General features: G+C 61.5%; 14 protein-coding genes. 6 read left to right on the top strand and 8 right to left on the bottom strand.

Features of this window, described 5'->3' with window-relative positions; genetic code table 11:
• Positions 1–36 precede the first annotated feature (36 nt).
• A complete protein-coding gene (locus ASC97_RS27190; protein ID WP_057471443.1) occupies positions 37–759 on the top strand; it encodes a tellurite resistance TerB family protein in 723 nt (240 codons plus the stop codon).
• Positions 760–834: 75 nt separating this feature from the next.
• The gene (locus ASC97_RS27185; RefSeq protein WP_057471442.1) at positions 835–1,050 is read left to right on the top strand and encodes a hypothetical protein; all 216 of its coding nucleotides are present in this window, start codon (positions 835–837) and stop codon (positions 1,048–1,050) included.
• A 100-nt stretch (positions 1,051–1,150) separates the two neighbouring features.
• Here ASC97_RS27185 and ASC97_RS27180 read toward each other — a convergent pair whose 3' ends face one another.
• The 3 genes from ASC97_RS27180 to ASC97_RS27170 all read right to left on the bottom strand — a co-directional run bounded on the left by ASC97_RS27180 (position 1,151) and on the right by ASC97_RS27170 (position 3,849).
• Complete coding sequence (locus ASC97_RS27180; protein WP_057471441.1) at positions 1,151–2,230, bottom strand: nickel/cobalt transporter; 1,080 nt, start codon at positions 2,228–2,230, stop codon at positions 1,151–1,153.
• On the bottom strand, positions 2,224–2,865 hold the full coding sequence (locus ASC97_RS27175) for a DUF1007 family protein (protein WP_057471440.1): 642 nt from the start codon (positions 2,863–2,865) through the stop codon (positions 2,224–2,226). Before ASC97_RS27175 ends, ASC97_RS27180 begins: the two co-directional genes overlap by 7 nt.
• Positions 2,866–2,955: 90 nt before the next feature.
• Complete coding sequence (locus ASC97_RS27170) at positions 2,956–3,849, bottom strand: LysR family transcriptional regulator (protein ID WP_057471439.1); 894 nt, start codon at positions 3,847–3,849, stop codon at positions 2,956–2,958.
• Positions 3,850–4,376: 527 nt separating this feature from the next.
• Here ASC97_RS27170 and odc2 point away from each other — a divergent pair.
• Both odc2 and ASC97_RS27160 read left to right on the top strand, forming a co-directional pair.
• A complete protein-coding gene (odc2, locus tag ASC97_RS27165; RefSeq protein ID WP_057471438.1) occupies positions 4,377–5,510 on the top strand; it encodes an ornithine/lysine decarboxylase in 1,134 nt (377 codons plus the stop codon).
• An 89-nt stretch (positions 5,511–5,599) separates the two neighbouring features.
• Entirely contained in the window at positions 5,600–6,190 is a 591-nt protein-coding gene (locus tag ASC97_RS27160) for a GNAT family N-acetyltransferase (RefSeq protein ID WP_057471437.1), read from the top strand.
• Positions 6,191–6,328: 138 nt separating this feature from the next.
• On the opposite strand, the gene ASC97_RS35985 is transcribed toward ASC97_RS27160, so the two are convergent.
• The gene (locus tag ASC97_RS35985; RefSeq protein ID WP_274534180.1) at positions 6,329–6,463 is read right to left on the bottom strand and encodes a hypothetical protein; all 135 of its coding nucleotides are present in this window, start codon (positions 6,461–6,463) and stop codon (positions 6,329–6,331) included.
• 649 nt (positions 6,464–7,112) lie between these two features.
• Between ASC97_RS35985 and ASC97_RS27150 the strand changes: the two genes are divergently transcribed.
• Positions 7,113–7,349, top strand: a complete 237-nt coding sequence (locus tag ASC97_RS27150) for a DUF6719 family protein (protein WP_057471435.1) — start codon at positions 7,113–7,115, stop codon at positions 7,347–7,349.
• Positions 7,350–7,495: 146 nt separating this feature from the next.
• Positions 7,496–8,653 carry a GGDEF domain-containing protein gene (locus ASC97_RS27145; RefSeq protein ID WP_057471434.1) on the top strand — a complete coding sequence of 386 codons (1,158 nt, stop codon included), beginning with the start codon at positions 7,496–7,498 and terminating at the stop codon, positions 8,651–8,653.
• 3 nt (positions 8,654–8,656) lie between these two features.
• Here ASC97_RS27145 and cysE read toward each other — a convergent pair whose 3' ends face one another.
• The 4 genes from cysE to ASC97_RS27125 form a co-directional block, all read right to left on the bottom strand.
• Positions 8,657–9,472: a serine O-acetyltransferase gene (gene cysE / locus ASC97_RS27140; RefSeq protein ID WP_082530185.1), complete on the bottom strand. Its 816-nt coding sequence runs from the start codon at positions 9,470–9,472 to the stop codon at positions 8,657–8,659.
• 9 nt (positions 9,473–9,481) lie between these two features.
• Complete coding sequence (locus ASC97_RS27135; protein WP_057471433.1) at positions 9,482–10,471, bottom strand: WD40 repeat domain-containing protein; 990 nt, start codon at positions 10,469–10,471, stop codon at positions 9,482–9,484.
• Complete coding sequence (locus ASC97_RS27130; RefSeq protein WP_057471432.1) at positions 10,471–11,574, bottom strand: CobW family GTP-binding protein; 1,104 nt, start codon at positions 11,572–11,574, stop codon at positions 10,471–10,473. The genes ASC97_RS27135 and ASC97_RS27130 overlap by 1 nt, the downstream gene beginning before the upstream one ends.
• A gap of 192 nt (positions 11,575–11,766) precedes the next feature.
• Positions 11,767–12,558: a creatininase family protein gene (locus tag ASC97_RS27125; RefSeq protein WP_057471556.1), complete on the bottom strand. Its 792-nt coding sequence runs from the start codon at positions 12,556–12,558 to the stop codon at positions 11,767–11,769.
• Positions 12,559–12,573: the final 15 nt, after the last annotated feature.

Genomic DNA, 12,573 nt, shown 5'->3' with positions numbered 1-12,573 from the left:
TTTCTTTTGCTTTTACAGACAGGGAGACGATGAGGAATGTTCGACGCTAAGAAACTTCTTGAGCAGTTTCTGGGTTTGCAGGTGCCGGGTGTGGGAGGCAGCGTCCGAGCCAGGGCCGGCGACGCGATCCAGATGGCAAAGGACAATCCGTGGAAGGCCAGCGCGCTCGCGACCGCCATCCTCGGCACGAAGACGGGCCGCAACATCGCCGGCAATGCACTGGCCATCGGCGGGCTGGCTGCGATCGCCGGCCTCGGCTACCAGGCCTACAAGAACTACCAGAGCGGCCAGGCGCCAACTCAGGCACCAGCCACGCCCGCGGATGCCCTGACCAAGACGGCCGCGGTTCTGCCGCCGCCTTCCGATTCCGGGTTCGGCGCCGCATCCCCTGCCCAGAGCAACGAATTCGTCCTGGTGCTGATCCGGGCAATGATCGGCGCCGCCAAGGCCGATGGCCATATCGACGACGCTGAACGGGCGCTGATCTTCGACAAGATCAAGGCGGCCGACATCAGCGGCGAAGCGGCGGCTTTCATCGAGCGCGAACTATCGCAGCCGACCGATCTCGATGCGTTGATTGCCGCAGCGGTCACTGAAGAGCAGCGTGTCGAGCTCTACACTGCTTCCCGGCTGACGATCGATCCGGATTCGCGGTCCGAGCGCGGTTATCTCGACCTGCTTGCCGGGCGTCTCGGTCTTCCCGACGCGCTGGTCGACCACATCGACGCTACCGTGTCCTCGGCCAAGATCAGCCTTTGAGCATTGTGACAGGGCCGGTTGCCTTTCGCAGGCGGCTGGCCTAAGGCCTTCTCTTCATCGAGAGGAGTGCAGTGCATGGCAGATCCGAAATCCGAAAGTCGTTCGCAGGCCATTGCCGCGGCCGTCATTCTCGTCTGCGCCGGCCTCGTCATTTACTTCATGCCGACGATCGTTCTCTGGATCGGCAACTATTCCCCATGGCTCGCAACTGCAGTCGGCATCTGTCTGGTGATGGCCTTTTTCGCCGTCTTCTGGCTGCGGGCGCGGTATCAGCGCAGCAAGGGGCGGTAGGTTTCGACGTTCGACGTCTGCGGCGCCCCTCAGCCGCCTGCCGGCACCTTGTCCCCGTTGGGGAGAAGAGACTCGTGGCGGCTGTCCGATCGGGTCTCCGTTACCCCTGCAGGGAGGCGCCGAGCAGCAGGGCACCCATTGCGATCACCAGGACGGCGCCGAGGATCTCGATCGCGTTGCCGATCCAGACCGAGGCACGGGAGCCGCGGCCGGCGAGGCGCATGGCGGTACCCTTGGCGGTGACGGCGAGGGTCGCGAGGATGGCAACCGTGACGGCCGTTCCGAGCGACATGGCGAAGACCGACAGGATGCCGCCGAGATAGAGTCCGTTCAGCATGGAGAAGGTGAGCACCAGAAGTGCGCCCGAGCAGGGGCGAAGGCCGACGGCGACGATGGCCGACCAGGCCTCGCGAATGCTGAACGTCTCCGCACCGAGCATGGCCGGGTTGGGCATATGCGACTGGCCGCAGGTCTCGCAAGCCATGCCCGAAATGAACCGGTGCCCCGCCTGCAGCGCCTGCGTTTCGCCGAAGGCATAGGCGTCGCCGTCCGTGCGGGCGTCGGCGTCCTGCCAGTCGAGCATCATGCTGACGGGACCGGCCGATGTCGCCACCACATCGCGGCGCGCCATGCCTGTGATCATCGGGCGGAGTTTGCGGACGAGCAGCCAGATACCGAAGAGAATGACCATCACGAAGCTGGCGATCTCCATCGCCTGCGTTGCCGCTGTCAGCGTTATGCCGGTGCCGCGTAGCGCCACCCAGGCGACGCCGACGAGCAGGATCGCAACGATCCCCTGAACAAAGGCGGACACGAAGGAGATCGCGACGCCGCGCTTCAATTCGATCTCGTTGGCGATCATGTAGGAGGAAATCACCGCCTTGCCGTGGCCGGGACCGGCAGCGTGGAAGATACCATAGGCGAAGGAAAGCCCGATGAGCGCCGCCAGCTGCCGGGGGTCCTCGCGCATGGCTTTCAGCGCGCCGGTCAAAGCGCGGTAGAAGGACTGCTGCTCGGCATTGACGTAGAGCAGAAGCGGAGCGAGCGGGCCGCCGGTCGGCTGAATGCTCGGCTCCGAGCTTCCGATGCCGAGCGGCGATTGCGCATGCGCGGCGGCAACGCCCGCCACCAGCATCAGGGCGGCACCCCACAGGATCGCCTGAAGCCGGTGTTTCAGCATGTGACGTCCAGCCTCGTGGCGAACAGTTTGGACATGTTGGTGCCGGTCGGGTCGTTGAAGAAGGCATCTGTCAGCGACTGCTTGTTGTCGGCAATCACCTGGTCGGCGTCCGGTCGGACGACCTGGTGCTTGCAGCTCTTCAGGGCGTCGCCGACCAGGACGAGCTCATCGTCGGTCGGGAAGTCGATCGATGTGTAGAGGGTGGGATCGTAGACGCCGAAGGTCAGGCGTCCCTTGAGCGGCATCGGTTCCGCCGGCTTGACGGCAAAAAACATCAGAAGCTGTCCCTGCTTGTAGTCGACATGGATGAGATCGGGCTTCTGAACCTTGACGTTCTTCCCGTCGATCGTGAGGTTCATGTAGTAGTCGTAATCGACCAGCGAATCCCGGACCGTCTTCCCCACTTCGGCAAGTTCGTTCGGATCCAGCTTCAGGTCGGTGTTCTTGTCGAAGTCCATGACGACGGAGGAGGAAAAGACCTCGTCGAAGCGCCAGACGTTTCGCAGCTCCGAAATGGTGCCGTCGTCGCCGGCAACGACTTCCAGCCGGGCCTCGACAAAGACATGCGGATGCGCGAAGGCGGCGGCGGGCAGCAGCGACAGCAGTGACGCCATCAGGAGTATCGATTTTCTCATGCGTCCGGTTACCGCGCGATCCCGTTGTTCAATTTGATTCCTTGCCAGAAATTGGGACGGAATTGGGACCGGCTCCCCGCAACAGACCGGTCAGGGATGCTTCTTGAACCAGTTGTGAAGATAGTCGACGAAGATGCGCACCTTGGCAGGCAGGTAGCGCCGGTGCGGGTAGACGGCATAGATGCCGCGATCGGTCGGCATGTAGTCGTTGAACAGCGTTACCAGTTCGCCCCTCTCGATCGGCTTGCGGGCGATGAAGTCCGGGATGAAGGCGATGCCGATCCCGGCAAGCGCCGCGCGCAACGTCGCGTGTGGGCTGTTGACCTCCAGCGGACCCGAGACGGCAACCGCAAAGGAGGTATTGTCCGGATTGTGGAAGCGGATGCTCCCCTGGGTGCGTGAGTTGGTATCGATGACGAAGGGCACGTTGGAAATATCCGAGGGATGCTGGAGATCCGGATAACGCTCCAGGAACTCCGGCGTCGCGCAGAGATGGATGCGAAAATCCGAGATCTTGCGGGCGATCATGCCGGAGTCCTCGAGCTTGGTGACCCGCACCGCGACGTCGAAACCCTCCTCGATCAGGTCGACGAACCGGTCGTCGGCGGCGATCTCCAGCGACAGATCCGGGTTCTCCCTGGCGAAATCGATCAGCGACTGGCCGACCTCGGCATCGACGAAGGTGCGCGGCACGGAGATCTTCAACCGGCCCTTCAGCTGGGCATTGTTCTCGCGCACCAGATCGGCGAGGTTGTCTATCTCCTTCAGGATGTCGGAGGCGGTGCGGAAATATGTGTGGCCGGCTTCGGTCATGGAAAACTGGCGGGTGGTGCGGTTGAGCAGCAGAGCGCCCAGTTCGTCCTCCAACTCGCGCACGTATTTGGACAGCAACGCCTTGGAGCGGCCGGTGCGCCGGGCAGCGGCCGAAAAGCCTTCCGCTTCAACGACATCGATGAAGGCGCGAATGCGGGTCAGGGTATCCATGGCTGTCCTCCGTCGTTAAAGAATATTGAACAAATTACGTCCCGCTGTTCAATTTATTTTTTTGAGGGTGAGGCAAAAAATTTCTTGATTATGACGTCGAATATTCTTATCTCGACATCAGCCCAAAGTCGCACGTGCCCATGGGTGTCCGCCGAACCCTCGAATTGGTGAGGAAATCGGTAAGGTACCTGGAATTAACCCCTCCAGTCGCTATTCCGGCCAACCGGAAAATGCGAGGACGCCTGAAGCAACGACGGTGCGGGCCTTTTTGTTCTCTCCCTGCTTTCCATCAGCGGGGGTTACTGAAGAGGCACACCTTCATTGCCGGAAGTGCGGTAGGGAACTCCCTCCAATCCATGGCAGACAAAGCCGGATCCATGTCGCTTTCGCGGCGTTGATTCATCATTCGCGCATCCAAGCGCTTGCAAAGGTTCCGGGGTCTCCACCGGCTGGTTCCTGCGCAGGTGACTGGTTGCCCTTTGTCCTCCGGTGTTTTCCGGAGCTCTGGAATTGGAAGAGGGATTGATATGACCACTCAGCGCATCCGCGACTTTCTCGCAACCCGACGTCCCGATGGTCCCTGCCTCGTGGTCGACCTCGACGTCGTGCGTGACAACTTCTCCGCCTTCCGTCATGCGATGCCGGACAGTGCCATCTATTATGCCGTCAAGGCAAACCCGGCTCCGGAAGTCCTGAAGCTGCTCGCCAACATGGGTTCCAGCTTCGATTGCGCGTCCGTCGCTGAAATCGAAATGGCGCTCAATGCCGGTGCGACCGCTGCCCGTATCTCCTTCGGCAACACGATCAAGAAGGAACGCGACGTCGCCCGCGCGCATGCGCTCGGCGTCAGCCTGTTTGCGGTCGACAGCCACGAGGAAGTCGAGAAGATCTCGCGTGCCGCTCCCGGCGCCCGCGTGTTCTGCCGCGTTCTCACAGATGGCGAAGGCGCCGAATGGCCGCTGTCGCGCAAGTTCGGCTGCGTGCCGCAGATGGCTGTCGACGTTCTCGTCTACGCTCATCAGCTCGGTCTGGAGTCCTACGGCGTGTCCTTCCATGTCGGTTCACAGATGACCAAGGTCGATGCCTGGGATTCGGCTCTCGCCGATGCCAAGCGCGTCTTCGTCCAGCTGGCCAAGCAGGGAATCCACCTGCAGATGGTCAACATGGGCGGCGGCTTCCCGACCAAGTACCTGCGCGACGTTCCGTCGGCGGAAGCTTACGGTCGTGCGATCTACCAGAGCCTTCGCGATCACTTCGGCAACCAGATTCCGAAGACGATCATCGAGCCGGGCCGCGGCATGGTCGGAAACGCCGGCGTCATCAAGACGGAAGTCGTGCTGATCTCGAAGAAGTCCGACAACGATGCTGCCCGCTGGGTGTTCCTCGACATCGGCAAGTTCGGCGGTCTCGCTGAAACGATGGACGAAGCCATTCGCTACCCGATCCGCACCGAGCGTGACGGCGACGACATGGAGCCCTGCATCATTGCCGGCCCGACCTGCGATTCGGCTGACGTGCTGTACGAAAAGAATCTCTACCCGCTGCCGATCTCCCTTTCGATCGGCGACGAGATCCTGATCGAAGGCACCGGCGCCTACACGACCACCTATTCGGCGGTCGCGTTCAACGGCTTCGAGCCGCTGAAGGCCTACGTCATCTAATAGCGCCGGCCCCGCAACACAGGCGGGGCGGCACCTTCACAATTTCCATTCACCGCCGCTGATAACGGTTTTGGGTACGGGAGGCCACGATGGCCGCTGTTCTTGATTCTGTCCGCGCATTCTTTGCGCCCTCTGTCTTCACCATCGACGCCGAAAATCCCGGCGATGTCGTGGCGCGAGAGAATCTGCTCGATCGCGCCATGGGTCCGAACCGCCGCAGGAAGTCGTCTGAAAAGATCCGCCGCGGCCGTATTCCGGCGGAGGGCCTTGCGATCGTGGCGCGCGACCACGACGGCCATGTCATCGGCACGGTGCGCCTCTGGAACATCGAAGCCGGCGTCAATGCCGAGGGCACGCCGATCAACGCGCTGCTGCTCGGGCCACTGGCCGTCGATGAGACCTATGAAGGCAAGGGTGTCGGTTCGGCGCTGATGCGGGCGGCAATCCTGGAATCGAAGAACCGCGGCCATGGCGCCATCCTGCTTGTCGGCGATGCGCCGTACTACGAGCGTTTCGGCTTCTTCGGGGAGAAGGCCCAGCACCTTGTCATGCCGGGTCCGTTCGAACGGTCCCGCTTTCTGGCGCTCGAGCTTGTCGAGGGTTGGCTTGATGGAGCAGCCGGCATGATCGTAGCGTCGGGGCGGATGCTGACCACCGCGCTGATCCGCAGAGCCGCCTGAGCGGCCAAGCCTCTCCCCGGCGGGGAGGGGCGTCTCATAGTTTCCCATTGTGGGAAATCAGATCTCAGCGGTGCCGGAAGAGCCGGCAGGCAAATCCCGTGGATGTTTGCAGGCCGCGTACCTCTTGGGATACCCCGGCTACTTGACGACGCTCGCGTCAACCAATTGGGTACCGGCGGTCTGAACGACATTTTCAGGTATGGCAGCAATGAAAAACATCGTGAAAGCATAGACTGCGAAGATCGTCACTGCCCCTGTGGCTTTTAGAATCATCAATGCACTCCTATTCTCAGGAGTTCAATGTGGGCTCAAAAAACGGCTTTCCCAAGAGTTTTCTGAACGCCAGATGAACAAAAAACTGTGAGAGCAAAAATTAACGATATTTTAGCAACACCTCAGCCACGGCCTGGCGGGGATGAATTTCATGGTTTGTTCCGCTTATATTGCAATAAAATCAAGCATGTAGCAAAATTTTTAGGCAGTAATTTTCCTCCTCCTGTGTGAGACCGCCTATAGTCGGCTGGTCATCGAGCAGGGAGCCGGGTTCACGAACCGGTACGCCTACCGTTCATATTTCGGCGCGCGATGACGGTCGCAACAGGTGAATCGGATGCTGTCAGGGGCCGATGATTCACCGGCACGACCAAGCCGGGAGCCCCTCCTGCCGGACTGGAGAAGCCGGAAAATCTGATGTGATCGGGCAGGCGGAACAGCCTGACACCATATTTCTACCAGCATGCCGCCTGCCCTTTCCCGCCTTTGCAGACCGTCGCGGAGACCTCTCCGGCGCGGCGTTTCGTGCTGGCGATGGACGCGGGCTGTCGTTCGCAGAAGTCCAACCGCCGTATCAATTCGGCCAGCTTGCGCATGTCCCCATGCTGTAGGATCGTAAAGCAGCAATCCATAATTGAGAGGTGTTCCAATGACGCGTGCGATCATCATTCTCTCTTCGGGCGTATTGTTGCTTTCCGCGTTCCCCATCACTCCGGCAGCGGCCGCCGGCGCGACGCAGGTTGTCACTGCTCAGCCCACGTTGGCAACGCTGGCGCCGGGCGAGTCTGTGTACTACGACGACAAGCGTTGTCCGGCAGGCATGATTGCCAAGTTCACCAAGGCACCGAAAAAAAGCCAGATGAAGCGGGCCTGTGTTCACCAATAGCAACAGCAGCCGCCTTGCCTGAACGAAAGACCGGCGGCAGGGATCGCGGGACGGCCGCCGATCGACCGTTAAAATCTTAAACGTGCCCCCAATAAAATTGCAAACGTCCCCGCGTATAAGAGGACCACATCTTCTCGGGGATTTCGATGATACTGGATCTGCGGACGATCTACGTCGTTTCTGCAATGACATGCTTCGTGCTGGGCAGCGTTCACCTCGCGGCCTATCACACCGGGCGTTTCGGACGCTGGCCCGCGTGGTGGGGAGCGAGCAATCTGCTTGTCGGCATCGGATCCTTCTTCGTCTCCCTGCGCGGCGCGGTTCCGTCGTTCGTGTCCTTCGATGCCGGCAACGTCACGACGATTGCCGGCTACCTCCTGATGGTCTTCGCCGTTCGCATCTTTGCCGACCGGCCCGTCGACAAGCGTTTGTGCGGGCTCGCCGTTTGCGGTATCAGCCTGCCCGTCCTGATCTTCACGATCGATCCCACGGCGGTGTCCGCGCGGATTTTCTATGTTTCCATCGTTTGCTGCCTCTGCGATCTTGCAATTTTGCGGGAAGGGGTCGGCATCTTCAGGCGCGAAAAACTCTTCTCGGCCGGTCTGCTTGCCTTCCTTTATGCGCTGACGGCAGCAATTTTTCTCGTTCGTGCGGCTCTGGCGGCAACCGGGGACATTGCCGGGCCGGATTCTTTCGGAAACAGCCCGGCGCACGGCTGGATGGGGGCAACGGCGGTGGTCTTCATCGCGCTACGCAGCATGGTCATCGTTCTCATGGCAGCTGAGCGCAGCAGAAACAGACTCGTCGAGATGGCACATCACGATCCGCTGACCGGCGTGCTGAACCGCAGTGGCCTGATGCAGCGCCTGACCTTTCCACGGTCGCTATCGCTCGCCCTGCTGGTCATCGACATCGATCATTTCAAGCAATTGAACGACCGGCATGGCCACGTCGTCGGTGACGACATACTTCGGCTCTTCGCCCAGGTGGCACAGGCTGCGCTACGCCCTGGCGATCTTCTGTCGCGCCAGGGCGGGGACGAGTTCCTGGCGGTGCTGAACAATATCTCCGGTGACGGAGCGGTGGCCGTAGCCGAACGCATAAGGCTGACCTTCTCGGCTGCCGCTTCGCAAGCGCCCGGGCTGGCCATGTCTCCCACACTCAGCATCGGGGTTGCGACCAGCAAGGAGGCGGCTGTCGATTTCAAACGGCTCCTGAAGCAAGCGGATGAGGCGCTATACTCCTCAAAACGCCAGGGCAGGGACCGGGTCGAAGCGTTCCTGGAGCAGGAACACGCTGCCTAGGGCTTAAATGTTCTGGTCCATCGTCTCCGCCGGGATTTCGTCGGCGCGGTGGATGCGCACGACTTCCGCCGGCACACCCGCAACGGTGCAGTGGGCCGGAACGGGTTTCACCACGACGCTGCCGGCGGCGACCTTGCTATAGGCGCCGATCTCGATGTTGCCGAGGATCTTGGCGCCGGCGCCGATCATGACGCCGCGGCGGATCTTGGGATGCCGGTCGCCGCTTTCCTTGCCGGTGCCGCCGAGCGTGACGTTCTGCAGGATGGAGACCTCGTCCTCGATGACGGCCGTTTCGCCGATGACGATGCCGGAACCATGATCGAGCATGATGCCTGAGCCGATGCGCGCCGCGGGGTGGATATCCGGGCCGAATGCCAGCGAGGCAAGGTTGGCGAGCCAGCTTGCCATTTCGACGCGCCCGGCATTCCAGAGCGCATGGGCGATGCGGTGGATCTGCAGGGCATGAAAGCCCTTCAAATTCAGCAGGGCATGCAGGTAGGTGGTGCAAGCGGGATCGCGCTGCCGCACGGCCATCAGATCGGCTTCAACGCTGGCCAGGATATCCGGCGTCAGGGTGCCGGCCAGCAGATCGATCAGGGCTGCCGTTTCGACCTCGGCCACGGAAAGCCGAGAGGCGAGCACGCGCGCGACGATGGCGGCATTACTGTCAGCGTCGATGACTTGCGATTGCAGGAGATGCCTCAGGACGGGCTCGCGCACTGCCAATGCAGCCGCTTCCGTGCGAATCGCCGCCCACGCCGACGGTTCTTCGGCAACGGCAGGAATGGTTTCGGTGATGGCGTTTCCGAATTGCGGCATGTCTTTATCCTATGCTGCGATATCGACGACGCCGCAATCGCCCGCTTCCGAGGCAAAGGCCAGCAGCTTTCCGTCCTTGTTCCAGCTCATCGAGGTGATCGCGCCCTTACCGGGGCGGCGAAGCAGGGCTTCCTTGTTGTCCGCGAGCCGAACCGCCAGGATCATGCCGTCGATGAAGCCGATCGCGAGGATATCTTCGGCCGGATGGAATTTTACCGAGGTCGCCATGATGTTCGCACGCGTCCCCAGTTCGAGCGGTGCCTTGCCCATCGGGCCGTCCTTGCCCTGGAACGGCCAGACGATGGCAGCCGGGGCGCCCGACGAAGCGAGCCACTTGCCTTTGGCGGACCAGGACAGCGACTTCACCTTGGCGGGATAACCGGTCATGCGCATGTGGCGGGCTTCAGCGCCCGGCTTGGCGTCCAGCTTCCAGCCGTGCAGGGCATTTTCCTGCATGGTCGTGACCAGAAAATTGCCGTCCGGCGAGAAGGTGACGCCGGTGTGGGCGCCTTTCCATTCGAGATCGACGGGCTTTGCCGCGGTGCCGACCCAATGCATGGAGACGCCGTTGTAGCGCGCGGCGGCGATCCGCAGCCCCTTGGGTGCGAAGGCGAGGCCTTCCACGGTGCGTTCTTCGGGAAATTCCTTGGTCGTGCCGTCGGACAGACGGACGAACGAGCTTTTGCCGTAGGAAAAGGCGACGGCGCCCTGCGGGCCGGCTGCGACCTGCGAAATCCATTTGCGCGGTGCGCTGGCAAGTTCGGTGACACCGGCGTCCGCCGATATGCGCAGCACCTTGCCGTCCTCGCCGCCTGAAATCAGGCTTTCGCTATAGGGATCCCGGATACAGGCGATCATACCCTGGTGGGCTTCCGAGACCCTTTCGCCGCCGTCCAGCCGGTGAAAGCTGCCGCTGGCGTTTGCGAAGAAGGGGACATCACCTAAAAATTCGACGGCCAGGATATGGCCGTCGAGATCGAACGGGGCAACTGTGGGCATCAGGCGGAGGCCTCACACGCCTTGAAGGAGGCTTCGAGCTTTTCGCGGTCAAGTTCGCGGCCGATAAAGACGAGACGGGTCTCGCGCTTCTCGCCATCCTTCCACGCGCGCTGGTGATCGCCTTCGACGATCATGTGCACGCCCTGAACGACATAGCGCTCGGCGTCCTCCTTGAAGGCGATGATGCCCTTGAGGCGCAGGATGTTCGGCCCCTGCGTCTGGGTGATCTTCTGGATCCAGGGGAAGAAACGTTCCGGGTTCATCTCACCGCCGCGCAGCGACACCGACTGTACCGTCACGTCATGGATCGGCGATACGGCGCCGTGGTGATGATGGTCGTGTCCGTGATGATCATGGTCATGATCATGGTCGTGATGATGGTGGTCGTGGCCATGGTCGTGATCGCAATCCGGGCCGCAGACATGATCGTCATGGTCATGATCGAGGAAATGCGGGTCGTTTTCCAGTGCACGCTCCAGATTGAATGCGCCCTGGTCGAGAACGCGGGTGAGATCGACGCCGGAGCGACTGGTCTTGTAGACGCGGGCCGAAGGATTGATGGCGCGGACGATATCCTCGATCTGCGCCAGTTCCTCCGGCGATACGAGATCGGTCTTGTTGATGAGTACGACGTCGGCAAATGCGATCTGGTCTTCTGCCTCGCGGCTGTCCTTGAGGCGCAGCGGCAGATGCTTGGCGTCGACGAGGGCAACGACGGCGTCGAGCTCGGTCTTGGCGCGCACGTCGTCATCCATGAAGAAGGTCTGGGCCACGGGCACCGGATCGGCAAGGCCTGTCGTCTCGACGATGATACCGTCGAAGCGGCCGGGGCGACGCATCAGGCCTTCGACAACGCGGATCAGGTCGCCGCGCACCGTGCAACAGACACAGCCGTTGTTCATCTCGTAGATCTCTTCGTCCGACTCGACGATGAGGTCGTTGTCGATGCCGATCTCGCCGAACTCGTTGACGATGACCGCATATTTCTTGCCGTGGTTCTCCGACAGGATGCGGTTGAGCAATGTCGTCTTCCCGGCGCCGAGATAGCCGGTGAGAACGGTAACGGGAATTGGCTTTGGCTGCGTGGAGATTGCGTCGGTCATGAGAACCTCGAAGATGGGAGCTCGCCCAAAGCCAGGAGGCCAAGGGCTCTGTAATTTCGTCGGTCTCATATAAGGAGTTGAGCGCAGCAGTTCAAAGGGTTTTGTATGTTATAAGATCACATTACCGGCGAGACGGGACCGCTCCTGAATATTTCATCGAGGATAATCCAAGCGACAGACTAAGGCGACCCACTAGGTGAGCGTTCCTGCATCAAACGTATCCACGTCCTTTAGCAACTCCACCAGGCCGTTCACCGCATGCGCGATCAGTGCCTCGCCCTTTGCCGCCGTGGCTGCGGCGGCATTTCCGGCAACGCCCTGCGTGTTGAGGTCCGACATCTTCCAGCCGAAAGCATGCGGGCCGTAGGCGCGCAGATGCTTGAAACGGGCTGCAAGTTCGGTCTGCCGGGAGGGGAAATTCGCAGCCTTCGTCATGTCGACGTTGCTCGGATAGAGCGCCAGCATGACCGACGTTTCGATGTCGCCGCCGTGGATGTCGATTGCCTTCTCCTCCGGCGAAATGATATCGGGGGGGATGCCGAAGCGGGTCCAGCTGGTGGCGACAGCCAACATGTCGAAGCGGACGCGCGCCTCAGTCGCCACGATCGTCATCAGCGGCGAATTGCCGCCGTGGGCATTGAGCATTACGAATTTGCGGATACCCTGTTCGGACAGCCGCCCGGCGATCCCCAGCCAGCGAGCGATCGCCTCGTTGTAGCCCAGGGTCTGCGTGCCGGTCACGTCCATATGCTCGACCGAGTAACCAACGGCTTCGGCCGGCAGAAACGTCACGGGCAGTTCGGCGGGGACGGCAACCCTGAGCCGGGCAACGATGCCTTTGGCGATCAGCGTGTCCGTGTCGAAGGGCAGGTGCGGCCCGTGCTGTTCGTGCGCGCCGAGCGGAAGGACGGCGATCCAGCGCCTGCGGTCATCGGGCGAGAGGTTCGGATCGTTGTCCTCGAAGTCAAGTGAAGGCGCGATCATCCGGCTAAGCCCCTT

Origin of the sequence: Rhizobium sp. Root1203 (genome assembly GCF_001424945.1) — a bacterium.
Taxonomy (GTDB): Bacteria; Pseudomonadota; Alphaproteobacteria; order Rhizobiales; family Rhizobiaceae; genus Rhizobium.
The sequence above is the reverse complement of the archived record's forward strand: the minus strand, read 5'-3'. Positions and strand labels throughout refer to the sequence as shown.